This window comes from Pseudomonas kairouanensis (genome assembly GCF_004682055.1).
Taxonomy (GTDB): domain Bacteria; phylum Pseudomonadota; class Gammaproteobacteria; order Pseudomonadales; family Pseudomonadaceae; genus Aquipseudomonas; species Aquipseudomonas kairouanensis.
The window spans coordinates 21,966-47,091 of sequence record NZ_QUZU01000034.1 but is presented as its reverse complement, the minus strand read 5'-3'; the positions used below and the strand labels follow the sequence as shown (position 1 = coordinate 47,091).

General features: G+C 60.0%; 18 protein-coding genes. 6 read left to right on the top strand and 12 right to left on the bottom strand.

Going from position 1 to position 25,126, the window contains the following annotated elements:
* Positions 1 to 27: 27 nt before the first annotated feature.
* On the top strand, positions 28 to 1,203 hold the full coding sequence (locus tag DYL59_RS22825) for an acyl-CoA dehydrogenase family protein (RefSeq protein ID WP_135291204.1): 1,176 nt from the start codon (positions 28 to 30) through the stop codon (positions 1,201 to 1,203).
* Here DYL59_RS22825 and DYL59_RS22820 read toward each other — a convergent pair.
* From DYL59_RS22820 to DYL59_RS22785, 7 genes are all read right to left on the bottom strand, one after another.
* Complete coding sequence (locus DYL59_RS22820; RefSeq protein WP_135291203.1) at positions 1,200 to 1,625, bottom strand: hypothetical protein; 426 nt, start codon at positions 1,623 to 1,625, stop codon at positions 1,200 to 1,202. The genes DYL59_RS22825 and DYL59_RS22820 overlap by 4 nt on opposite strands.
* Positions 1,626 to 1,684: 59 nt before the next feature.
* Positions 1,685 to 3,007: an NAD(P)/FAD-dependent oxidoreductase gene (locus tag DYL59_RS22815; protein WP_167496708.1), complete on the bottom strand. Its 1,323-nt coding sequence runs from the start codon at positions 3,005 to 3,007 to the stop codon at positions 1,685 to 1,687.
* Positions 3,008 to 3,298: 291 nt separating this feature from the next.
* Positions 3,299 to 4,906, bottom strand: a complete 1,608-nt coding sequence (locus DYL59_RS22810; RefSeq protein ID WP_135291201.1) for a Fic family protein — start codon at positions 4,904 to 4,906, stop codon at positions 3,299 to 3,301.
* Positions 4,907 to 5,133: 227 nt separating this feature from the next.
* The gene (guaA, locus tag DYL59_RS22805; protein ID WP_016977685.1) at positions 5,134 to 6,711 is read right to left on the bottom strand and encodes a glutamine-hydrolyzing GMP synthase; all 1,578 of its coding nucleotides are present in this window, start codon (positions 6,709 to 6,711) and stop codon (positions 5,134 to 5,136) included.
* A gap of 81 nt (positions 6,712 to 6,792) precedes the next feature.
* Entirely contained in the window at positions 6,793 to 8,262 is a 1,470-nt protein-coding gene (gene guaB / locus DYL59_RS22800; RefSeq protein WP_017478674.1) for an IMP dehydrogenase, read from the bottom strand.
* A 229-nt stretch (positions 8,263 to 8,491) separates the two neighbouring features.
* The gene (locus tag DYL59_RS22790; protein ID WP_135291200.1) at positions 8,492 to 9,040 is read right to left on the bottom strand and encodes a sugar ABC transporter ATPase; all 549 of its coding nucleotides are present in this window, start codon (positions 9,038 to 9,040) and stop codon (positions 8,492 to 8,494) included.
* Positions 9,041 to 9,182: 142 nt separating this feature from the next.
* Complete coding sequence (locus DYL59_RS22785) at positions 9,183 to 9,950, bottom strand: sulfite exporter TauE/SafE family protein (protein ID WP_135291199.1); 768 nt, start codon at positions 9,948 to 9,950, stop codon at positions 9,183 to 9,185.
* Between the two features lie 99 nt (positions 9,951 to 10,049).
* On the opposite strand from DYL59_RS22785, the gene DYL59_RS22780 reads away from it, so the two are divergent.
* The 5 genes from DYL59_RS22780 to leuA all read left to right on the top strand — a co-directional run bounded on the left by DYL59_RS22780 (position 10,050) and on the right by leuA (position 19,444).
* The gene (locus DYL59_RS22780; protein ID WP_135291198.1) at positions 10,050 to 10,940 is read left to right on the top strand and encodes a LysR family transcriptional regulator; all 891 of its coding nucleotides are present in this window, start codon (positions 10,050 to 10,052) and stop codon (positions 10,938 to 10,940) included.
* Positions 10,941 to 10,950: 10 nt separating this feature from the next.
* Positions 10,951 to 12,330, top strand: a complete 1,380-nt coding sequence (gene xseA / locus DYL59_RS22775) for an exodeoxyribonuclease VII large subunit (protein ID WP_135291197.1) — start codon at positions 10,951 to 10,953, stop codon at positions 12,328 to 12,330.
* Positions 12,331 to 12,333: 3 nt separating this feature from the next.
* Positions 12,334 to 13,155 carry a M23 family metallopeptidase gene (locus DYL59_RS22770; protein WP_135291196.1) on the top strand — a complete coding sequence of 274 codons (822 nt, stop codon included), beginning with the start codon at positions 12,334 to 12,336 and terminating at the stop codon, positions 13,153 to 13,155.
* A 327-nt stretch (positions 13,156 to 13,482) separates the two neighbouring features.
* Entirely contained in the window at positions 13,483 to 17,400 is a 3,918-nt protein-coding gene (locus DYL59_RS22765; protein WP_135291195.1) for a membrane-targeted effector domain-containing toxin, read from the top strand.
* Between the two features lie 364 nt (positions 17,401 to 17,764).
* Positions 17,765 to 19,444 (top strand): 2-isopropylmalate synthase, encoded by a 1,680-nt coding sequence (gene leuA / locus DYL59_RS22755; RefSeq protein ID WP_135291193.1) that lies wholly within the window; start codon positions 17,765 to 17,767, stop codon positions 19,442 to 19,444.
* A 173-nt stretch (positions 19,445 to 19,617) separates the two neighbouring features.
* Here leuA and DYL59_RS22750 read toward each other — a convergent pair whose 3' ends face one another.
* The 5 genes from DYL59_RS22750 to DYL59_RS22725 form a co-directional block, all read right to left on the bottom strand.
* On the bottom strand, positions 19,618 to 20,409 hold the full coding sequence (locus tag DYL59_RS22750) for an amidohydrolase (RefSeq protein ID WP_135291192.1): 792 nt from the start codon (positions 20,407 to 20,409) through the stop codon (positions 19,618 to 19,620).
* Positions 20,397 to 21,545 carry a pyridoxal phosphate-dependent aminotransferase gene (locus tag DYL59_RS22745; protein WP_135291191.1) on the bottom strand — a complete coding sequence of 383 codons (1,149 nt, stop codon included), beginning with the start codon at positions 21,543 to 21,545 and terminating at the stop codon, positions 20,397 to 20,399. The genes DYL59_RS22750 and DYL59_RS22745 overlap by 13 nt, the downstream gene beginning before the upstream one ends.
* Positions 21,546 to 21,661: 116 nt before the next feature.
* Entirely contained in the window at positions 21,662 to 23,131 is a 1,470-nt protein-coding gene (gene der, locus DYL59_RS22740; protein WP_135291190.1) for a ribosome biogenesis GTPase Der, read from the bottom strand.
* 204 nt (positions 23,132 to 23,335) lie between these two features.
* Positions 23,336 to 24,487, bottom strand: a complete 1,152-nt coding sequence (bamB, locus tag DYL59_RS22730; protein ID WP_135291188.1) for an outer membrane protein assembly factor BamB — start codon at positions 24,485 to 24,487, stop codon at positions 23,336 to 23,338.
* Positions 24,480 to 25,121, bottom strand: coding sequence for a YfgM family protein (locus DYL59_RS22725; RefSeq protein ID WP_135291187.1), 642 nt, complete (start codon positions 25,119 to 25,121; stop codon positions 24,480 to 24,482). Before DYL59_RS22725 ends, bamB begins: the two co-directional genes overlap by 8 nt.
* Positions 25,122 to 25,126 lie beyond the last annotated feature (5 nt).

Sequence of the window (25,126 nt, the reverse complement as noted above, 5' to 3'; positions counted from 1 at the left end):
GCCATTGATCAACTTTAAGGAAATACCATGAGTACCGTGACCGAACTCTCTGCCCGCCTCGACGCGCTGTTGCCCGAGATCGCCAAGGGCGCCGCCGAGCGCGAGCGCAACCGCCAGCTGCCTTACGAGGCGGTGGCGAGCCTGGCCAAGGCGGGCATTTACACCACACGCATTCCCGCGCAATACGGCGGCCCCGGTGGCAGCGTGGAGGATGTGATCGGCTTGCTGGTGCGCATCGCCTCGGTAGACTCCAACGTCGCCCAGGCCCTTCGCCCAGGCTTGGGATTTGTCGAAGGCTTGCTGGCTTCGCAAACCGACGATGCCGAGCAGGAACGCGAGCGCTGGTTTGCGCGCTACCTGGAGGGCGCGGTGATCGGCAATGCCGGTTGGGAAATCGGCGCCGCCAACGGTGCCGTGAGTGCGCGGATTGTGCGCGAAGGCGAGCACTTTCGCGTCAACGGCAGCAAGTACTACAGCACCGGTTCGCTGTACGCCGATTGGGTCAGCGCAGTGGCGCTGGACGATGAGGATCAGCCGGTGTCATTTATCCTGCCACGCAGCCGCGAAGGCCTGGAGCTGCTGGACGACTTCGACGCCATGGGCCAGCGCCTCACCGCCAGCGGCACCACGCATTTGAACAATGTGCGGGTTGAAGCCAGCGAAATCCGCACCCGCACAGTGGAGGACGGCACGCGTACCATCGTCACGCCGTTCCTGCAATTGTTCCTGGCAGCCGTTGAAGCCGGGATTGCGGTGAACGCGTTGAACGACGCGGTGGCCTTCGCCCGCGACCATGCGCGGCCGATCAAGCACAGCACGGCAGCGCGCTCGGTGGATGACCCCTATGTGGAATTGAGCATCGGCGACATCAGTGCCCGTGCCTACACGGCCCAGGCGGTGGTGGTGCGGGCGGCGCAGTCAATTGATCGGGCGTGGGCGCTGGGATTGACCACCGCGTCTGTCGACCAGGCGGCTATCGATGCCGCGCAGGCGCAGTACATTGGCGCCGAGTCGGCGCTGAAGGCCGCCGAGTTGTTATTTGATGTGGGCGGTGCGTCTACGACGGGGCGTAGTCATAACCTGGATCGTCACTGGCGCAATGCGCGCACGGTGGCCAACCACAACCCGCGTCACTGGAAAGCCGCAGCGGTTGGCGCATGGCAGCTCAAGGGCACGCCACCGCCAACATCGGGGCTGTTTTAAGCAGGGTGGATCATGACGGTGATGCGGCGACGTTCGATCAGCTTGGCGTCGCCGCTGAACTTGTCGAAGGTCACGGTGGCGTCGGCGTTTTGCGCCGGGTTGGGTTTTAGCTCAATGACTTGATAGCCCTGGCCTTGTGCGGCCGGGGCCTGAACCTTGACCGTATCGGCATCGGAAGGGATCGCGACCCAACGTTCACCAGGGCCTGCCGAAAGGTGCGCGCTGTAGGTGCCACCGGCCACGCTGTGGAAGGTGCAGCCATCGGTGGTCTCGGGTTGGGCTTCGCAGTACGGCGCCTTGGCACCGGGGCGCAGCGGGTTGGGAACCGAGTAGGTCGTGCTTTGGTGGGCGGCGTGATCGTGGGCATAAGCTGCGCCCGTGCAGGCCACTGCCAACAGGCACATCGAGAGTTTTCGGAACATGTCGAGTCTCCTTAGAGAAGCCAGGCAGAGCATCGCCCTGCCAGGCATTGAGCCCTGGATCAGCCTTCCAGGCCGGCGTCGGACTGGCCTTTGCGCAGGGTGAAATTCACTCCGATCGACAGCAGCGGCTGAGGTGGATTCCACGCCGGCTTCGGTGCGCTCAACAGGTAGTCGGTGAGGCTTTCGCGCTTGCCCGCCAGCAAGTTGGCCAACAGCGTGCCGGTGGCGGTGCCGCGCACGGTGCCCAGGCCGTTGCAGCCCAGTGCGCCGTAGACGTTTTCACGCAGTTCACCGAAGAAGCCCGCGCCGTTGCGGGTCATGGCCAGGCCGCCACCCCAGGTGTGTTCGAACGGCACGTCTTTGAGGGTCGCAAAGCGACGTTCAAACGACAGGCGATGCGCGGCGCGGACTTTTTCCGGGTAGCCAGGCTTGGCGCGGCCGTCCGGGTTGAAGCTGAAGCTGTTGCGCACCAGGATGCGGTTATCGTGGGTACGCCGCGATGTGGTACCGAACGGATCGGCCGGGATCACACCCCAGAACTCCTTGCCGCCAATGCTGGCCTGTTCGGCAGGCGTCAGTGGGCGGGTCAGGCTGCCGTAGGTGAAGATCGGCAGCATGCGGCCTTCAAGGAAGCCGAAGTACTGACCGAACGCGTTGTTCGCCAGGATCAGCTTGTCGGCGGTGATGCGTCCAGTAGCGTGGTGCAGCACGGTTTTGCTGCCGTAGTCGACTGCAGTAATCGGCGTGTCTTCATACAGCTTCACGTTGGCCGGCAGCGAGTCGGCAAGGCCTTTCACCAGTGCCGACGGCTGGACCAGCATAGTGCCTGGGGTGTAGAGCGCTTTGCGGTAGAACGAGGTGCCGATGTGGTCCCGCAGTTCATTGCCTTCGATGATCTCGCAGGGCTGGCCGAGTTTTTCCAGGCCACCACGGTAGGCGTTGAGCACCGCAATGCCCTTGTCTTCCACTGCGGCCTGGTACTTGCCCGAGTGGCGCAGTTGCGCATCAACGATATTGTGCTCTTGCACTTGGTCTCGCAGGATCGACTGGCCGCGCTGGTTCAATTCCAACACGTGCTTGGCGATGGTCTGGTCGCCAATGTAATCCGGCGCGCCGATGTCGTGGGGCACGTCGATGAGGAAACCGGCGTTACGCCCGGAAGTGCCGAAACCGACTTGCTGGGCTTCCACCAGGATGATCTCGTCATTCGGGAAATTCAGCGCCAGCTGGCGAGCCGCCGCCAGGCCGGTAAAGCCTGCACCGACCACTACCCACGGGGCTTTCGCATCACCGATCAACGGCGCCTTAGGCTGACGCAGACGGCTGGTGTGGAACCAGCCTGGGCTAGCGTCATCGGCAGGCAACGACGCGATGCGATGCAACGACGACGGATCGGCAGGCAACCCATCGGACAACAACGACGCAGCCCCGCCAGCGGCAACAACACCTGCACCCACGCCGGCGCCGATCAGTACACTTCTTCTTGAAACAGGCATGTTAATCCCACTCGATTCAAAGGGTTACATATTGAATAATATTTGTATACACAATGTATTATTCTTCATGTGAGCCGTCAATGCGGTGAGTAGGGAGTTTTCAGGACTGCGCAACTTCAAATTCAATGCAAAAAAAAGCCCGCGTGCAGGCGGGCTGTATACCTTTTGAAGGTTTCTTCATCTGGCTGGTTTTTGTGGACGGTATCGATCAATTACCGCGTTATCAGCAGCCTCTTCCTGAAACACCAACGCGACCGCATCTTTGATCGCGTCCCAAATGCCTGGGCGACCCAATACTGGCATTTCCTTGGCCAAGGCATTACTGAGTTCACCGTTGTTCTGTTCGATAGAGCGCAGTAACCGGTCTGCCTGTTGATCCGGCATTTCCACGACCTCCTTCAAAGCCACCCGCGCTCGTGAATGGCTACGCAGGTAACGCGACTCCTCGCGCATCTGCTCGGTCAACGTGCGGCCAATGACATTCGACATGAACACCACATGAGCCCCCAAGTCAGGAAAGCGCCACAAGGGCCTGGCCAGGTCCGCGCCTTTAAAAACCACATTGGACGTTATGCCATCCGGGTAGGCGGTGCGTGTACGCTCAAACGCAACCTGCTCACCCACAGCTTGCATCAAAGGCTTGGAGACCTGATCGAGTACACGGTCATAGCTGCGACGCTCGCCACTGTCATCGGTGATGACCGCCGATATCGGCAATATTACCGGCTCGGGAATCACGCCATCACGACGCAACACATCGTTGATCAGAAACCGATGCACACGCCCATTGCCATCCGCGAGCGGGTGAATGTAGACGAAGCCGAACGCGGCCACTGCACTGCGCATCACTGGCGATTGCCCTTCGGTTCTCGCCAAGAACACTTGCAAGCCTTCTAGCATCGCAGGCACCTCCTGCGCTGGCGGCGCGACGTAATGCACCACCTCCTGATAGCGCACCGTCTCACCAACAAACACGGGAGAACGTCGAATGCCAAAATGCTCGATGGTGGTCCTCTCACCGAGGATCGCCTGCTGAAGTTCTGCCAACGCGCCATCGCTCAAAGGCACTTCGCCCTGGCCCGTGCGCCTCGCCATTACATCGGCAAAACGCTGCACGCGACTAACGCGATCGGATTCACCTTCAATAGCAAAGCTGGCCTTACTTTCGCGCAAGGTCATCCAGACCGCCGCACGCACCAACAAATCTTCTCCGAACTCGGCCGTCAGCTCTCCAAATAGAACGGGGACATCCAAGCCCGCGGCTGCAACCACTGCATCGGTCTTGGCAAGCATCGGGCAGAAATTCCGAGTACCGGGGAGATTATCGATCACGCGCCAACGCGTTGACCTCACCGCGTGGTCGACCGACGCCACGACCTGCTTGTTGCCATCAAGCACATCGACATAATTGCCACCCAGCCGCTCAGGTACAGCAAGGGTGTCACCCGTCAGCCACTCGTACAGGAACGCCCCTCGGCGGGCGTATTGTCCGGTAGGTTCGGCGATGATCCAGGCCTGGATAAACGCCGGGCCGGTCCGTTCGAAGAGACGTGCCATAAATTCCAGGTGAGGGATTTCATGGCGTAAATGAAACTGAAGGTGTGCTGCGGGTTCGCAAAGCGGTCGCATGGCGTCCAGATAGGTTTCGAGGCGAAAACCTTCGGTGACTTGTGTTGCACGTCGTCCGCCAACCTGGCTCATCACCGGCAGCCTTCCCAGCGCCATGGTGTCATAGCGGCGCGCGAGCCAGGCGGCGCCGATGGGATCTGCGGGAAGGTCGATCATGGCGGGCTCCTGAATGACCACAGTCGGTCTGCTCAAAAACGATTAGGAATGGAGAGAAAACATAAAAATGGATTCGGGCCGCATAAAAACAATTAGAAATAGGTAGGTTTGCTCAAAATCGATTATGGACAAGGTTTAAGCATTGTCCAAGTAGCCTGCCGTAAAAACGCAAAACCCCGGCACCAGGCCGGGGTTTTGTTGTTCAGCACTCACCTGCTAGCGCAGGATCATTCCCACTCAATCGTCGCTGGCGGCTTGCTCGACACGTCATAAGTAACGCGCGAAATGCCTTCGATCTCATTGATGATACGGCCGCTGACAGTCTCCAGCAGTTCGTACGGCAGGTGTGCCCAACGGGCAGTCATGAAGTCGATGGTCTCTACGGCACGCAGGGCAACCACCCAAGCATAACGACGACCATCGCCTACCACGCCAACGGATTTCACCGGCTGGAACACTACGAATGCCTGGCTGACCTTGTGGTACCAGTCGGCTTTGCGCAGTTCTTCGATGAAGATGTGGTCGGCGCGACGCAGCAGGTCGGCGTATTCCTTCTTCACTTCACCCAGGATGCGCACGCCCAGGCCCGGGCCTGGGAATGGGTGGCGGTAGACCATGTCGTACGGCAGGCCCAGTTCCAGCCCCAGACGGCGGACTTCGTCCTTGAACAGTTCGCGCAGCGGTTCTACCAGCTTGAGGTTCATTTCCTCAGGCAGGCCACCCACGTTGTGGTGGGACTTGATCACGTGGGCCTTGCCGCTCTTGGCGCCAGCCGACTCGATCACGTCAGGGTAGATGGTGCCCTGGGCGAGGTACTTGATGTTGTCCAGTTTGTTGGACTGGGCATCGAATACGTCGATGAAGGTGCGACCGATGATCTTGCGCTTCTTCTCTGGGTCGGACTCGCCGGCCAGGTTGTTGAGGAACTGGTCCTCGGCGTTGGCGCGGATCACCTTGACGCCCATGTTCTCGGCGAACATAGCCATCACTTGCTCGCCTTCGTGCAGGCGCAGCAGGCCGTTGTCGACGAAGACGCAGGTCAGTTGATCGCCAATGGCTTTGTGCAGCAGGGCGGCTACCACGGAGGAGTCAACGCCGCCGGACAGGCCCAGCAATACGTTGTCGGTGCCGACCTGGGCGCGAACCTGGGCGATGGCGTCTTCAGCGATTTTTGATGGGGTCCACAGGGCTTCACACTCGCAGATGTCGAGGATGAAGCGCGACAGGATGCGCCCGCCTTGCTTGGTGTGGGTCACTTCCGGGTGGAACTGCACGCCGTAGTAGCGACGCTCGTCGCTGAACATGCCAGCGATCGGGCAGCTTGGGGTGCTGGCCAGGATGTGGAAGTCTTCCGGCATCTTGGTGACCTTGTCACCGTGGCTCATCCACACGTCGAGGCCGAACAGGCCGTCGGCGTCGACGTGGTCTTCGATGCCGTCCAGCAGGCGGCTCTTGCCGACCACGTCGACACGGGCATAACCGAATTCACGCAGCTCGGAACCTTCAACCTTGCCGCCCAGTTGCTCGGCCATGGTCTGCATGCCGTAGCAGATACCGAAGACGGGCACGCCCAGGTCGAATACCGCTTGCGGGCAACGCGGGCTGTTGGCTTCGTGCACGGACTCGGGGCCACCGGCGAGGATGACACCTTTAGGTGCGAATTCGCGGATCGCTTCGTCATCCATGTCGAACGGATGCAGTTCGCAGTACACGCCGATTTCACGCACGCGGCGGGCGATCAGCTGGGTGTACTGGGAACCGAAGTCGAGGATCAGGATGCGGTGGGCGTGAATGTCGAGGGCCATGAAGTCAGTCTCGTCTAATGAATCAGAAACAACTCGGGGCTGAAAGAACAGCCCCGGTTACTTAACGTTTTGCAGAAAGCATCAACCTACGCGATAGTTTGGCGCTTCCTTGGTGATCTGCACGTCGTGGACATGGGATTCAGCCATGCCGGCGCCGGTGATCCGTACGAACTCTGGCTTGGTGCGCATTTCTTCGATGTCGGCGCTGCCGGTGTAGCCCATCGAGGAACGCAGGCCGCCCATCAGTTGATGGATGATGGCGCTCAGGGTGCCCTTGTACGGCACACGGCCTTCGATGCCTTCCGGAACGAGCTTCTCGGCGCCTGCCGAGGAGTCCTGGAAGTAACGGTCGGAAGAACCTTGAGCCTGGGACATGGCGCCCAGCGAACCCATGCCACGGTAAGCCTTGTAGGAACGGCCCTGGAACAGTTCGATCTCGCCTGGCGCTTCTTCGGTACCGGCGAACATCGAGCCCATCATCACGCAGGAAGCACCGGCAACGATGGCCTTGGACAGGTCACCGGAGAAACGGATGCCGCCGTCGGCGATCAACGGTACGCCCGTGCCTTCAAGGGCAGCGGCGACGTTGGCGATGGCGCTGATTTGCGGCACGCCTACACCGGCGACGATACGGGTGGTGCAGATCGAACCTGGGCCGATACCGACCTTGACGGCGTCTGCGCCCGCTTCGGCCAGGGCCTTGGCAGCGGCGCCGGTGGCAATGTTGCCGCCGATCACTTGGACTTCAGGGAAGTTCTGCTTGACCCAACGTACGCGGTCGATCACGCCTTTGGAGTGACCGTGGGCAGTGTCGACCACCACCACGTCAACACCAGCAGCCACCAGCGCGGCTACGCGGTCGCCGGTGTCTTTACCGGTACCGACGGCAGCGCCAACGCGCAGACGACCTTGGTCATCCTTGCTGGCCAGCGGGTAAGCCTTGGCTTTTTCGATGTCGTTGACGGTCATCATGCCTTTAAGGGCGAATTTGTCGTCGACGATCAGCACGCGCTCGATACGGTGCTTGTGCAGCAATTCGCGTACGTCGTTCTTGTCGGCGCCTTCCTTGACAGTGACCAGACGCTCTTTAGGCGTCATCACTTCACGGACGGTGACTTCAAGACGGTTTTCGAAACGCACGTCACGGGAAGTGACGATGCCGACCAGGTCGCCATCATGCAGCACGGGTACACCGGAGATGTTGTGCAGGCGGGTCAGGTCGAACAGGTCACGCACGGTGGCGTCGGCTTCGATGGTGATGGGGTCTTTGACCACACCCGCTTCGTAGCGCTTGACCTTGCGCACTTCGGCAGCTTGCTGCTCGATAGTCATGTTCTTGTGGATGATGCCGATGCCGCCTTCCTGAGCCATGGCGATTGCCAAACGGGCTTCAGTGACGGTGTCCATGGCAGCGGAAACCAGTGGAATATTCAGCTCGATGCCACGGGTTAGGCGGGTCTTGAGACTGACTTCGTTAGGAAGCACCTCGGAATAACCGGGCACTAGGAGAATGTCGTCGAATGTCAGAGCTTCTTGGCTGATACGCAGCATCGCGGGGGCTCCCGAGCGGGAAAATGGAAGCGCGCCATTATATACATGCACCCCGTCTGGCTCAATGTAAAACTCTGACATATTTGGGAATACTGATAGATGGGGAACCCTTGCGGCTTTTCTGTAGGAGCGAGCTTGCTCGCGAAAAACCCAAGGTCACCGCGTTGAACCTGACTGCCCGCGTTATCGTTGACGATTTTCGCGAGCAAGCTCGCTCCTACAAGATGGGTTACAACTCGACTTTGACCCAACTCATCTTCTGGTCCAGCCAATCGGCGAATTCGTCGATAAAGCTCTGCTTGAACCCCGCCTCCGCCCAATTGTTGAAGATGAATCCCAGGTTGGAAAACCCGCATTCCTGCAGGAATAGAAACCCGTTGATGTCATCTTCGTGCCCACACAGCGGGCAGGTGAAGTTGTCGGTGTGGCCGGGCATCCAGTCTTCCAGGCTTTCGAACAGCGCTTCGCCGACTTCCTTGCGGCATTCCGGGCAGCCGGCTTCTTCGAGAAAACCCTTGGCCGGGGTGTAGATGCAGCGTTTGTAGATGATCTCCAGGCCATTGACCGGTTCGTTGAACGGCAGCGCTTCGGGGTGCAGCACCACGGCGCGGGCGCCATCGGCCAGGGCGTAACCCATGCGATTGCCGGTGCGACCGCAGGTGGTGAGTTCTTCCTTGATGATGTTCTTGCGCACCAGCCAGCGCACGATGGCCCGGGCGCGGGGTTCGTGGACGGGCAAGGTGGAGATTTTGGGGACAAGGATGCTTTGGGAGTTCATGGGAGTCCTGCGGTGTGGCTGCTGACGCCATCGGGGGCAAGCCCCCTCCCACCGTTGAATTGTGAATGCTTTCAAGTGTGGGAGGGGGCTTGCCCCCGATGAGGCCCTAAAGGCTGGCAGCTTAATCCCTGAAACAATCCGGTCAAGCACTCAAATACCGCCCAATCAACGCAAGCCCACTGGCCAGCACCAACCAGGTCACCAACCGCACAAACGCCTCCCGCGACATGCGCATGGTCAACCTGCGCCCACACCACAACCCCAATACCATCGCTGGCAACAGGCACACCGCCAACATCAACAGCGGCAAATCCGCATACACCCCGGCAATCAGGAACAGGCTCAGGCGCACCACCGTGCTGCAACTGATCAACGCACTCTGGGTGGCGCGCGCCGCGTCTTTGGGCAAACGGCTGTTCAGATAGATCGCATATAAAAAGCCGCCACTGCCAAACAGTGCACCAAACAACCCGCCCACGGTACCCATGGGCACCGACCAACCCGCCGCCAACTGCGTCGGCCGCGCCTTTACCGTCAAGCTATAGATCGCATAGGCGCTGATAAACAGCCCCATCAGCAGCAGCAACAAGTCCGAATGCAGGTTGAGCAAAAACACCACGCCCAAAGTGCAACCTATGGCCATGCACGGCAGCAAGCGCAGCAGCTCCGACTTGTTCACATCGCGCCGCGTTTGCAGCAGGCCGCCAAACGCCGCGACAAAATCCAGCAGCACCAACAGCGCAATGATCTTCGACAACGGCATAAACAGGATCAGCACCGGCCCCGCCACCAGCGCCGTACCAAAGCCTGCGATGCCAAACACGATATACGCCACCGCCACGCCCAGGCCGATCACCAGCCACTGCACACCGCCAAACGACCACTGGCTCATCAGCTCAACCGGGCTCATGGGTTATTCCTTTAAAGAGATGGCCTTCACTTTAGCCATCGGCGAGGGTTGCGACTAATATCTTCAACGCCCTTCACCCATCTCTAAAAGGCATGACGCGTGATTTCAACCCGCCAACTGCGCTACTTCGTCGAAATCGCCGACAGCGGCAGCTTCAGCGCCGCTGCCGAGCGCCTGTTTGTGGCGCAATCAGCCCTGAGCCGGCAGATCAAGGAACTGGAGATCCAGCTGCAAACCCCGCTGTTCGAACGCACCGCGCGCCAGCCCCGGCTGACGGCGGCCGGTGAGGCCTTTTACCCCAGGGCGCGTAACCTTCTGGGCGAACTGCTCAAGGCCAGCGAGATGGCCACGCAAGTGGGCAACGGCCAACTGGGCACCCTGCGCCTGAGCCATTCGAGTACCGTGCCGATGAGTGGCCCATTGCTGCAGGGCATCAGTACCTGGCTGGAGCGCTGCCCTGGTGTATCGATGGATATCGTCAAACTGTCCTCCGAAGCGCAGTTGGAAGAAATTGCCGATGGTCGCCTGGAAGTTGGGCTATTGCGCTTGCCGGTATTGCGCCAGCGCGAAGGCGTCCGGGTAGTGCCTTTATATAGCGAGCAATTGTTGCTGGCGGTGCCGCCGGATCACCCTTTGGCGGCCCGCAATACCCCCGTAGCGCTGGAACAGCTCAAGGACGACGCGTTTATCTCCATCCCGCATCCACAGCGCGGCGGCCTGAGTTATCTGTCGGCAGAGTTGTGCATGCGCGCGGGATTTTTCCCCAAGTCGGCGCGGGTGATGTCGCGCAAGACCACCCAACTGCAACTGATCCAGGCGGGCTTCGGTATTGCCTTGTTACCAAAATCCATGCAGGACATTTCTCCTTCCGGCGTGCGTTTTTTACCCCTGGCTGACCCGGACTGCATAAGCACTGTGGCCCTGGCCTGTCAGCAAACGCCCAGCGCGCTGGTGGAGCAATTCTGCCAAACCCTGCACGAATGCCTATAAACTGCCGCCCATGATTAAAGATCCCTTTGCCCGTCTGGGCCTGGACCGCGAAGTCCTGACTGTCAGCCAGCTCAACGGCCGTGCGCGGGTGTTGCTGGAAGACGTGTTCACCAATATCTGGGTTGAAGGCGAGATCTCCAACCTCGCCCGCCCGGCCTCCGGCCATGTGTACTTCACCCTCAAGGACAGCGGCGCCCAGGTGCGTTGCGCCCTCTTTCGCAACAACGCTGCGCGTGTGCGCCAGGCGCTGAAGGATGGCCTGGCGGTGAAAGTGCGGGGCAAGGTCTCGCTGTTTGAAGGCCGTGGTGACTACCAGTTGATTCTCGACACCGTCGAACCCGCGGGTGATGGTGCGCTGCGTTTGGCCTTCGATGCACTGAAAGAAAAACTCAGCGCCGAAGGCCTGTTCAGTGCCGACCGCAAAGTGCCGTTGCCCGCCCACCCTCGGCGCATTGGCATCATCAGTTCGCCAACGGGCGCGGTGATCCGCGACATCATCAGCGTGTTCAGGCGTCGGGCGCCGAACGTTGAACTGACGCTGATCCCCACCGCCGTGCAAGGCCGCGAAGCGATCCCGCAGATTGTACGAGCGCTGAAACTGGCCGATGCCCGTGGCTTTGACGCGCTGATCCTGGCCCGTGGCGGTGGTTCGCTGGAAGACCTGTGGTGCTTCAACGAAGAAGCCGTGGCTCGGGCGGTGGACGCTTGCGTCACACCGATCGTCAGCGCCGTGGGCCATGAAACCGATGTGTCCATCAGCGATTTCGTCGCCGACGTGCGTGCTCCAACGCCGTCCGCCGCAGCCGAATTGCTCGCGCCAGACGCCAGCCACCTGGTCCGCCAGGTTGAAAACCTGCATCGGCGCCTGGTGATGTTGATGCGCAACCGCCTGAGCCATGACCGCTTGCGCCTGGAAGGCATGGCCCGACGCCTGCGTCACCCCGGCGAACGTCTGCGCCAGCAGGCCCAGCGCCTCGACGATTTGGACATGCGACTGCGCCGCGCTTTCGAACGCAGCCTCAATACCCGTCGTGAACGCCTGATCCGCCTGGAAACCCGCCTCGCCGGCCAGCACCCCGGTCGCCAACTGGCCCTGCTGCGCCAGCGCCTGGAGAGCCTCGCCGAACGCCTGCCCCGCGCCATGCGCGAAGGCCTCAAGGCACGGCGCCTGCAACTGCAGAGCCAGGTGCAGACGTTGCAGGTGGTCAGCCCGCTGGCAACCCTGGGCCGCGGCTACAGCATCCTGCTGGATGAGCGTGGCCAGGCCATACGCAATGCCGCGCAGACCCACACCGGCCAGCGCCTGACTGCGCGCCTGGGTGAAGGCCAATTGCAAGTGAGGGTGGAAGACAACCACCTCACACCCGTCACCCTTTCGTTATTGGATTAATTGATGCCTCGTCTCTTTAGCCTGTTGATGCTGCTGTGCCTCGCCTTTAACGCCCACGCCGACAGCTACATCACCCGCACCCTGAACAAACCGGTGCCGGGTGGTGTTGCCGTGGTCGAACTGGGCCCTTGGGCGGTTGCGCCAAAAGCCACCTACCAGGGCAAGCCCGTGCTGGTGGTGAAAGAACAGGACAACTGGCTGGCGATTGTCGGTATCCCACTGACCGTCAAGCCAGGCAACGAGCGCATCACCAGTGGCGGGCGCAGCCTGCCGTTTATCGTCGGCTACAAGAAGTACCCGGAACAGCGCATCACCTTGAAAAACAAAAGCCAGGTCAACCCTGCCCCCGCCCAGCTCAAGCGCATCGAGTCGGAGCTGGCTGTGCAGATCAAGGCTTACCGCAGCTTCAGCCCAAACCTGCCGAGCAACCTGGTATTGGACAAACCGGTGAACGGGCCGCTGTCGAGCAAGTTCGGTGTGCGCCGCTTCTTCAATGGAGAGGAGCGCAACCCGCATTCAGGCCTGGATTTCGCCGTACCGGCCGGTACGCCCATCAAGACGCCAGCGAACGGTAAAGTAATCCTGGTAGGCAATTACTTCTTCAACGGCAACACCGTCTTCGTCGATCACGGCCAGGGTTTCATCAGCATGTTCTGCCATATGTCGAAGATCGATGTGAAAGTTGGCGATCAACTCACACGGGGCGCAGTAGTGGGCAAAGTCGGCGCCACGGGACGCGCAACCGGGCCGCATATGCACTGGAACGTCAGCCTCAATGATGCTCGGGTCGACCCGGCAATCTTTATCGGCGCCTTCCAGCCCTGATGCCCGCGCGACAGGCACGGTATCGATGCTGTGCCGTGTCTTTCCTTACATTTGCCTCGGGAACCAACCCTCATTGACGACTCACCCATCTGAAGACTTACAGGGAGCGTAACGACCACAATCGAAACTGCCTTATGAGGTCTTCATATGTTTGCACTCGGCCATGCCCTGATGCACCAATCCCTCTCTATACCTCGCACTCCCCCTGCCCCCCCGATACAAACACCCGGCGCCGTTGACACCCCGCCGGCGGTCACCACAAGCCCCTCGACTTACGCACCGGATACGCCACCGCTTCCCTCATCGGCAGGCATTGCACCGGCCACAGTGAAATACCCCGGCCTCGCGAAGGCATTCAAGGTCACTGATCAGCAAGCCTTCATCGCGCAACACGACGACCTCACCCTTGCCATGCAACGCCTGCACAGCCAACAGCCCAGCTTTAAAGCCTTTATCCAAGCTCAACTTGAGCAGGCGTTTCCAGAAGTCAGACCATTGAATGCTGAAACCCTGTCGTTTAACCGCTACCGCAGCGAGGGCAACAGCGAAACCCTAGTCTCTAGCGAACCCTTGATGAAGGCTTTGCACCGAATGATTCAGGCCATCCAGGCCAACCCCAATAAACTTCTACACAACGAGCGCAACATACGCAGCGAATTCATCGTCCGCCAGGCGCCTACCGGCAGCACTATCCCTGCTGCCACCTCAGGCTCGTTACTGTCGCTCGCCAGGGCCATCGCCACTCAGTACCCGGCAACACTGCAAGAATTCTGGACCACGCCGCGCCCGACCGAGCTCAACCCAAAAAACCTGAACTCACCGCAGAACCAGCTGTTGGCCCTGCACAAACAACAACTGTCGACACTCGCCGCACTGCGCGCAGCCGATGGCACCCTAAGCCCCACCAGCAAGACCCTGATCGATAACGCACTGCAACACCCCACCCTGGCCGAACGGGAAAAAAACTTTCCAGATGGCACGCGCCCGGGCGTCTACCCGCTCACGATCGACGACGGCACCGAACGCGGCGCGCTGCTGGCCGGTACCTTTCTGATCACCCAGACCGATGGGTCCTTTGCCACGCCACCACCGTGGCCCAAAGGCAAATCCCTGGCGCTCGACGACACCCACGGTCCGGTCGTGCTGTATACCCCTGGTGAGGGGTTCGAGGAATTTGCCACCCCAGCCCAGGCCCGCCAGGCCTTGGCTAAACGCCTCGATGACGGCGGGATAAACGCCGATCTGCTGCTGCAGACCTTGCCCCTATCGTTGCAAACCCGAGCCGAGCCACCCACCGGGGAAGACCTGATGCACAGTGTCGCGCCGCTGGACGGGGATGTACTGGCCGAAGGGATTCCCTGGATGCTCAAACGTCAGCAGGCCGAAGTCGAGGCGAGCCTGGCCGAGAACCCTCTGAGCTCAACCACCATCGACGTCGCCGCCGACTGGTCCTACTTGCTTGACGCTAGCAACGCCCTGCTGGCGCGTAACAGCAAGCTCGCGGACAAGCTACAACCTGAGTGGCTGAAAAACCTCAGCCCGGCTCAGGAGGCCGTCTTTGCCCACCTGGAGCAAGCCCAAGAAAAAAGCGCCGCCGCACTGGTGCCATTGCTGGAAAAAATCCCCACCCTGGGCACCTTCGCCCGGGACACGATCAACGAGGCCCTTCACAAGCAATACCCCAACGCACAGGTGGATGCCGATCAACTGATGGTTCGGGCGCGCACCAGGACCCACATAAACAACGGCCGAAAAAGCAGCAGCCACACCCCGCTCGAAAAGACCACCCGCCTGTCGCTGACCGACCTAGCCCTGAAAAACCCCACCGCATTCCCGGCTGGCGAAAGCGCTACCTTCACCCAAACCACCTTTCACCTGGCATTGACCGACAAACAGGGCAAACCGGTGCTCGGCACTGACGGCAAGCCTGTGGTACTGGACACCGACCAACTCAAGGCCCTGGTCAACACCGCCGACGTCGGTGGCGAATACACCCGCCTGCTGAACAAAGAACTGGCCACCGACGCCGTGTCAGGCCTGGCAGCAGAGAGACGCGACGCCTGGAAAACCAGCCAGGCCGACCTGATGGCCAAAGAAGCTTTTCTCGCAGAACTCGACCCCGCTGCCTACAAGGCAGAAGCCAAAAACGACAAGACCACCAAGCGTGGCGCGCAATGGGTTGCCGCCATACTGGAGCACCCCGACCCCGCCGGGCGGCCGCAGGTCGACGGCGAAACCATCGTCACCCAAGCCCTTGTCCAGCGTGGCCTGCCGGTGCAGGGCGTCATGGTGATCGGCAACAGCAAGGACCCGGAGCGGGTGCTCTACACGCCAGATGCCCCCGATGGAATCACCTTTCGCGAGGTAGCAAGCCAGGAAGCACTCAATGCCCTGCTCGATAAAAACGAGTGGCGGATTTACACCAGAAACCTCAAGTCTGCGGTCGCCAGGGATGATGTCGTCAAAGCAAAAGAAGCCATCCAACAAAACGCCATAGGCTTGGGCACCAACCCGGTCGCGGCCTATGACGTGCTCGTCAAGACGCTCAAGCTCACAGGTGACACCTCCACCCTCACGCCCATGACGGGCAACTACCAGGATGCGCTGTACGAGCAACAGGTACAGTTGCTGCGGGACAAGGCCGACCACCAATCCATCAGCAGTGCCGAAGTGGCGTCGCAGTCACTGCACAACAAGGTTCAGTTCGGCATTGAGGTCGCGTCAATCTTTCTGGACCTGTTGCCAGTGGTCGGCAAGGGGGTTTCCACCGCGGTACGCCTGGGCAAGGCCGGGGTGACAGCGTTACGCGCCAATGCGAATCTCTTGCCCAAACTGATCAAAAACCCTGCGCTGGGTCGGGCGATCTATGCGGACTTCGCCACGGTCGGGGCGAGTATTCCTATGGTTCGAACCACACCGCTAAGGCCAGTGGCCAAAGCCCCCTTGCGCGCCATTGAACCCACGCCCCGGACCATAGCCACAAACAGCCCGCCAGCCGCGACAACCTCGACCAGCACGCGCACTCTCGCGCCCGTCACTTCCACCTCGGATACCGTCGCCAGCACTGGCCGTGACCTGAGCGCGTATGCCGTGCCGAACACGGTCATCCTGGGCCGCCCGCTGCGGCCAGACGGCACCTACAATGTCGGCGATAACTTCTACGTACGCTTTACCGATGGCACAGGCAGCAACAGGGTCTATCAGATCGACTCGGCATTTCACGCACGCAACGGGCAGGTCAATATCATTGATCCCAATGTGCCGTTGACTGCTGCGAAGGGCAGCAGGATTAAGGCATCGTTGCAATCGGCGGGCAATGGCGAGTGGCGGCTTAACAATCTGCCTGGCGGAAAACGCCACAGAGCAAGAACCACCCCCCCCACTGATGAATACATGGACAGGGTCATTACCGGAAAGGGCGTTCATGACTTCAATGGCGACGCGGCCACGACCGGTCGGCTAAGACGCTGGTTCATCCGAGACATGGATGACTTCTACGCCCGCCCGCTGCCTGCCAGGCCTCAGATCTCGTCGGTAGGGATTAACGCCACGCCTAAAAGTGCAATCAACGACGTGCTGGCTCAGCCAGGGGTTCGCGGGCTGGTACTTGGCGAGGTTCACCATGAACCTGTCGGTTATCAGTTCTTGATTGATCAGATGCAGACCTTCAAAAACAATGGTGTGACCGTCATCTACCTGGAAAACGCGCAGTTCCTTCAAGGCGCTCCCGGGTTCGGCTCCAGCGCCTACACACAGGCCGACGCAATCTACGCGTATCCGCGTCAATACGATTCAGCTTTCAAATCAAACAGCCCAACGACACTTGACGTGATCAAAGCGGCCGATGCACATGGCATCAAAGTTATCGGTCTTGAGCACAGGGAGTTGACGATGCATGCCGACAACCTTCGCTCTAGGTCGGGCAACTATCAGTCCTGGCCCCATCGTCTCAAGGAGACCAACTATATGGCGACGCGCATCATCGACCAAACGCCGATCGGGGAAAAATTCGTAGCACTGTTTGGCAAAGCCCACATGAACACCTACGACAACGTACCTGGCGTCGCAGAGCTGACAAAGGGCATCGGGATTTCGCTGTCGCCTGCGGCAAAAAGTTCGTCCAGCCTGGTTTGCCACCCACCCCACACAGCCGCACCTTCCATCAAGATACTGAAAGGCAGCAATATCATAGAGCCGCTGGGTGATCTCCACATCGACTACAACATCGATGGCATCACTCACTAACTCATGGACGACAGGCTGCGGTCACAAGGCCGTAGCCTGTGCTTTCACAATTGCGAAAGCTCAAAACATACAACAACAAAACGCTCAACAAAAAACAAAATGCGCAATTTAAAATCGAATAAAACTTAAAATAGAGAATTTATCTTAATTTTCCCACTGCGCTTGCCATCCTTTCTCGCCCCGGTTAGGGTTGAGCCCATGAAAACCTCTCACACCCTCATTCAGCTTCGTCAGCACCGCAGCCTGTGCCTTGTCAGCGCACGACTGCCAGGCTGAATCGATCTGCCTCGCCCCCCGTTTTATCCCCAATAACAGTTTTACGGCAGGCCGCCTTTTCTCGGCCCCTACAGCAAAGGATTTCCCGATGAGCATGCTCAAAGACCCGTCTTCGAAGTACCGCGCGTTTCCGACCATCGATATCCCGGACCGTACCTGGCCTTCGAAAACCATCACCACCGCGCCGATCTGGTGCAGCTCCGACTTGCGTGATGGCAACCAGTCGCTGATCGAACCGATGGATGCGGTGAAAAAACTGCGTTTCTGGAAGACCCTGGTCGCCGTTGGCGTGAAGGAAATCGAGGCGTCGTTCCCGGCCGCGTCGCAGACCGACTTCGACTTTGTACGCACCCTGATCGAAGACGGCCACATCCCTGAGGACACCACCATCCAGGTGCTGACCCAGGGCCGTGAAGACCTGATCGCACGCACCTTCGAATCCCTGCGCGGCGCCAAGAAAGCCATCGTGCACTTGTACAACGCGACCTCTCCTTCGTTCCGCCGTATCGTGTTCAACCAGGACAAGGACGGCATCAAGGCCATCGCGGTCAATGCTGCCAAGCTGTTCGTCAAATACGCCGCCCAGCAGCCGGAAACCCAGTGGACCTTCGAATACTCCCCGGAGACCTTCAGCGCCACTGAACTGGAATTCGCCAAGGAAGTCTGTGACGCGGTGATCGAGGTGTGGAACCCGACGCCTGAGCACAAGATGATCCTCAACCTGCCTGCCACCGTTGAGTGCGCCACGCCGAACATCTATGCCGACCAGATCGAGTGGTTCGGTCGTCATATCAACCGTCGTGACAGCGTAATCATCAGCCTGCACACCCACAACGACCGTGGTACTGGCGTAGCCGCCACCGAGCTGGGCCTGATGGCTGGCGCCGACCGTGTCGAAGGCTGCCTGTTCGGCAACGGCGAGCGCACCGGTAACGTCGACCTGGTTACCGTGGCACTGAACATGTACACCCAGGGCCTGGACCCGCAGCTGGACTTCTCCGACATCGATGGCGTGCGCAAAGTCGTCGAGGAGTGCAACCAGATCCAGGTACACCCACGCCACCCTTACGTAGGCGATCTGGTACACACCGCCTTCTCCGGTTCCCACCAGGACGCAATCCGCAAGGGCTTCACCCAGCAGAAAGACGACGCCCTGTGGGAAGTGCCGTACTTGCCAATCGACCCGGCCGATATCGGTCGCAGCTATGAGGCAGTGATTCGTGTGAATAGCCAGTCGGGCAAAGGCGGCATCGCCTACCTGCTGGAGCAGGAATACGACATCAGCTTGCCGCGCCGCATGCAGATCGAGTTCAGCCAGGTTGTGCAGGCCGAAACCGACCGCGTGGGCCTGGAAATGACCGCACCGCAGATCTACGCCTTGCTGCAGCGTGAATACCTGCAAGCCAACACCCCGTACGCGCTGGTCAGCCATCGCCTGCAGGAAGAAAACGGCAACAGCTTTGTCGAGGTTGAAGTCTCCGGCAAGGGCCAGGGCGAGACCAACCTGCACTGGAAAGGCAAAGGCAACGGTGCACTGGAAGCCCTGGTAGCCGGCCTGCCGATTGGCGTGGAGATCATGGACTACAACGAACATGCCATTGGCGCGGGCACCAATGCCAAGGCAGCGGCCTACATTGAGCTGCGCGTGAACGGTGAGCGTCCAGTACATGGCGTGGGTATTGATGAAAACATCACCACGGCTAGCTTCAAGGCGCTGTTCAGTGCGTTGAACCGTTCGTTGAGCCAGCAGGAAGCCAAAGCGGCGTAACGACTGCTGAAATGTGAAAGGCCCCTGGGTGTGAGTCCAGGGGCCTTTTTGCTTGAGGGGTTTAGTCATAGTTATGGCCTCTTCGCGAGCAAGCCCGCTCCCACATTCGACCGCGTTCAGTCAGGATAAACACGGTCGAATGTGGGAGCGGGCTTGCTCGCGAAAACGGTCTGTCAGACAAACTCAAAAGTATCGGCATCCAGGTTCGCCGGAAACCGTGTGCGATACGCCGCCAGCTCCGCCGCATCCAGACACACCTGAAACACCCCATCCGCCTCCCCCGCACTCAGTAGCGTCTCGCCCTGAAAGTCCAACACTTGGCTGTCACCGGTGTAGGCGAACCCTTTGCCGTCGGTGCCGACCCGATTCACCGCGGCCACGTAACACAGATTCTCGATGGCCCGCGCCGGCAACAGACGGTTCCAATGCAAACGCCGCGCGCCCGGCCAGTTGGCGGTGTACAACAACAGGTCGGTGTCCTGGGCATCGCGGCTCCACACCGGGAAGCGCAGGTCGTAGCAAATCAGCGGGCGTATGCGCCAACCCTTCAATTCGAACTGCACCTGGCGCTCGCCGGGGGTGTAGTGATTGTGCTCACCGGCCATACGAAACAGGTGGCGCTTGTCGTAGTGCAACACTTCGCCATCTGGCCGCGCCCACAGCAGGCGGTTGCGGTGGCTGCCGTCGGCGGCCTGGATGATCACACTGCCGGTAATGACCGCGTTGTACTTCGCCGCCTGGGCCTGGAGCCAGCGGTGGGTCGGGCCGTGCTCCGGCTCGGCCAGCGTGGCCGACTCCATGGAAAAACCGGTGGTGAACATCTCCGGCAACACGATCAGGTCAGCGCCCCGGGCCTGCTCCAGCAGCAGCTCGAAATGCTCAAGGTTAGCCTGGCGGTCATGCCAGGCCAGGCCCGTCTGGACCAAGGCGATGTTCAGGTTGGGTAAAGCGCTCAGATCACGCATAGTTTTTCGGCCGCTTGGCGCAGCGTCTCCTCGCGTTTGGCAAAGCACAGGCGCACCAGGCGCTGGCCTTGGGGTGGGGTCTGGTAGAACACCGAGACAGGAATGGTCGCCACGCCGTGTTCGCGGGTCATCCACAGGGACATGGCCACGTCATCCAGGTCCGGACGAATGTGTGAGTAATCCACCAATTGGAAGTAGGTACCGGTCACACGGGTAAAGTTCAAACGTGACGGCGCCAAAAGGTCGCAGAACAGATCTCGCTTGGCCTGGTAGAAGGCTGGCAACTCGTCCACGTGTTCCGGGTGGTCGGCCATGAAGTCGGCCAAGGCGAACTGCAATGGCGTCACGCCGCAGAAGTTGACGTATTGGTGCACCTTGCGCAATTCGGCCGTGAGGGCCGGTGGTGCCACGACGTAGCCGGTTTTCCAGCCGGTGACGTGGTAGGTCTTGCCAAAGGAGCTGACCACGAACGCACGCTGATACAGCTCTTCGTGGGCCAATACGCTGACGTGAGGCACGCCATCGAATACCAGGTGTTCGTACACCTCGTCACTGACCAGGTAGATATCGCGATCGCGGATCAATTCAGCCAACTGGTCCAGCTCGGCACGGCTGATCAAGGCGCCTGTGGGGTTGTGTGGGGTGTTGAGGATGATCATGCGTGTACGGGGCGAGAGCGCAGCTTTGATCTGATCAAAGTCCAGCGCAAAGCCTTGCAGGCTCAATTGCACATGCACGCAACGCCCGCCCGCCAGCTCGACCGAGGGTTCGTAGCTGTCGTAGCAGGGGTCGAACACGATGACTTCATCGCCCGCACGGATCACCGCCTGGATCGCGCAGAAGATCGCGGCAGTGGCACCTGGGGTGATGGTCACTTCGCTGTCGGCATTGACGATGGAGCCATAGCTACGGGCGATCTTGGCCGCTACCTGCTGGCGCAGGGCTGGCAGGCCGGTCATCGGTGAATACTGGTTGTGCCCACTGGCGACATGCTTGCCCACCGCATCGAGCAGGCCTTGGGGGCCATTGAAATCCGGGAAGCCCTGGGACAGGTTGAGCGCGCCAGTCTCGGCAGCGAGTTGAGACATGGTGGTGAAAATAGTCGTGCCGACATTCGGCAGCTTGCTGGTGATCATCGAAAGGCCCCTGCAGGTGAGCCCCAAGTTTTAAGCTGCCCACTGCATTGGGTCAAGGCACAAACCGTCGCGCACAAAAAAGGGCTCATGGAGAGCCCTTTTTCGCGAAGTCGATATCAGCGCTTGTCGCGGCGCTTCTTGTCGGCCTTCTTGTGGTGAGTCATCAAACGACGCTTCTTGTTCACCTGACGGTCAGTCAGTGTGTTCTTGTTGCCTTCGTATGGGTTGTCGCCACCCTTGAACTCGATACGGATCGGCGTACCGACCAGCTTCAAGACACGGCGGTAGGTGTTCTCCAGGTAACGCACGTACGACTTGGGCACCTTCTCGATCTGGTTACCGTGAATCACGATAATCGGCGGGTTGGCACCACCCAAGTGGGCGTAACGCAGTTTGATCCGGCGGTTGTTGACCATCGGCGGCGCGTGCTCGCCAACCGCGTCTTCCAGGATCTGGGTGAGTCGGTTGGTCGGCCAGCGGGTCACAGCCGACTTGAACGAGTTCTGTACGGAGGCGTAGAGGTTGCCCACGCCGGTACCGTGCAGTGCCGAGATAAAGTGGATATCGGCGAACTCGACGAAGAACAGCCGACGTTGCAGCTCGATCTTGACGAAATCGCGCTCGCTCGGCGTCATGCCGTCCCACTTGTTGATCGCGATTACCAGGGCACGACCGGCTTCCAGGGCAAAGCCCAGCAGGTTGAGGTCGTGGTCCACCACGCCTTCGCGGGCGTCCATCACGAAGATCACCACGTTGGCGTCTTTGATCGCTTGCAGGGTTTTGACCACCGAGAACTTTTCAACTTCCTCGTGGATCTTGCCGCGCTTGCGCACACCGGCGGTGTCGATCAGCGTGTACTTTTCCTCGTTGCGTTCGAACGGGATGTAGATGCTGTCGCGGGTGGTGCCGGGCTGGTCGTAGACGATAACCCGGTCTTCACCCAGCATGCGGTTGACCAGCGTCGATTTGCCGACGTTCGGGCGACCGATGATGGCGATCTTGATACCGTCTTTTTCGCTCGGGCCAGGAATGCGCTTGGCTTCCTCACCTTCGGCGACGATTTCTTCATCACCCTCTTCTTCCTCGACATCATCCTTGGGGAAGTCGCGCAGGGCGATTTCCAGCATCTGGCTGATGCCGCGACCGTGGGCACCGGCGATCGGGATCGCATCGCCCAGGCCCATCGGGCTGAATTCGGCGCGGGCCAGTTCAGGATCGATGTTGTCGATCTTGTTGGCGACCACGTAGGAACGCTTGTTGCGCTTGCGCAGGTGCTCGCCAATCATCTGGTCGGCGGCGGTGTAGCCCGCACGGGCGTCCACCAGGAACAACACGACATCGGCTTCTTCAATGGCGAGCAGGGATTGCTCGGCCATTTTTTCGTCCATGCCATGCTCGTCACCGGAGATACCACCGGTGTCGACGATAATGTAGGAGCGCCCTTGCCACTTTGCCTCACCGTATTGGCGATCACGGGTCAGACCGGACAAGTCGCCGACGATGGCGTCGCGAGTCCTGGTCAGGCGGTTGAACAAGGTGGACTTGCCGACGTTAGGTCGGCCCACCAGGGCGATTACGGGAACCATGCGGCTCTCCACTTCGTTATTTCAGAAAATACAAAAGCCGCTGCAGGGCAGCGGCTGGTGCTCGACTGTAGGAGCGAGCTTGCTCGCGAAAAACGCAAAGGCACCGCGTTTATCCAGACAGCACGCGTTATCGTTAACGATTTTCGCGAGCAAGCTCGCTCCTACAGGTGAAGCTGCTTGAGGGTTACGCCCCAAGCATAGTTCTTACTTGATGGTCAGGGCTTCCAGCTTGCCGCTGTTGCCAAACACATAAAGCATGTTACCTACCACCAGCGGACGAGCACGCAGGCCGTCGCTGTCGATACGCTCGCGACCGACAAAGCGACCGTCAACCTGGCTCAGCAGGTGCAGGTAGCCTTCGAAGTCGCCGACCGCAACATAGCTGGAGAACACTTCCGGTGCCGACAGTTGACGGCGAGCCAGCGAGTCGTTGCTCCACAATGCAGTGGTGGAACGCTCGTCGACACTTTCAACGGTGCCGGACGCCAGGCTTACGTAGACGCTGCCAAACCCTTGGGCGACACCGGCGTAGCTGGAAGCATCACGCTGCCAGTTGACGCGGCCGGTCTGTAGGTCCAGCGCCGCAACACGGCCCTGGTACGTGGCAACGTAGAGGGTTTCACCCGACAGCAGCAGGCCGCCATCGATGTCCACTACGCGGTCCAGTTCGGAACGACCTTGCGGGATAGCCACACGGGTTTCCCAGGCCGGCACGCCGTTCTGGGTATCAAGGGCGACTACTTTACCGGTGGACAGGCCTGCCACGGCCAGATTGTTGGTCACAACCGGACCACTGGTACCGCGCAAGGTCAACACCGCAGGGGTACTGTCGTACAACCAACGCTGTTCGCCGGTGCTGGCGTCCAGGCCGATCACGCGGTCGTCCTGGGTTTGCACCACGACGATATCGCCATTGGTAGCAGGCGGTGCGAGTACTTCACTGGTCACGCGAGCGCGCCATTTCTCTTCACCGGTGCTGGAGTCCAGCGCCACGACTTCACCCTTGAGCGTACCAAGCATCACCAGGCCGTAACCCACGCCGACGGCGCCCGACACTGGCAATTCAAGGTCTTTCTTCCACTTCACGTCGCCGTTCATGCGATCCATGGAGATCACTACGCCGGTCACGTCAGCCGCCACAATGTTGTCGCCGTCGATTGCCGGTACCAACATGTTGTACGTTTCGCCCTGACCATCACCGATGGAGCGGCTCCACTGCTTTTGCAGGACCACTTCTTCCTTGAAGCTGGTCAGCTCCGCAGGCGGAAGTTCTTTCTTGCTGTTGCTGCTGCAACCCGCGGCCAGAACGGCCAGAGCCAGCAATGCTGCATGTTTCCAACGGATCACGTCACGCATCCCCTTTGGCCAAGTCGTCCAGCTTGATTTGTAAGCCACCGACCGCCGCTTCATCAGACAGCGCCGCCTTGGCTTTTTGGTACGCAGCATTGGCTTCGTCGGTACGACCCAATTGGACCAACAGGTCGCCCTTGAGCTCTTCGCGAGTGGCTACAAATGCTTTGTCAGCATCGCCGTCGAGCAGTTTGAGTGCTTCGTCAGCCTTGTTCTGTGCTGCCAGAACCTGAGCCAGGCGCTGACGTGCGATTTCACCCAGGGTTGGGTTGGTCGGCTTGTCGGCAATGGCCTTCAGTTCCGCAGCGGCGTCATCCAGCTTGCCGGTATCGACCGCAACTTTCGCGACGAACAGGCTGCCGTATTGGGCGTAAGTGCTACCGCCGAATTCGCTCTTCAGCTTGCCGGCCAGGTCTGCAACCTGCGCAGGGTCAGGCTTGCCGTCCGGCGTCAGCGTGGTTTCCAGCAATTGCTGATAGAGGATCGAGGCGCCCTGGGACTGGTTGGCCTGATACTTGGTCCAGGCTTGCCAGCCGAACACCACCACTAAAGCCAGCAGGCCGCCAGTAACCAGGGGCTTGCCGTTACGCTGCCACCAGTCCTTGAACTCGGCCAGTTGCTCATCATCAGTACTCGACACCCCAA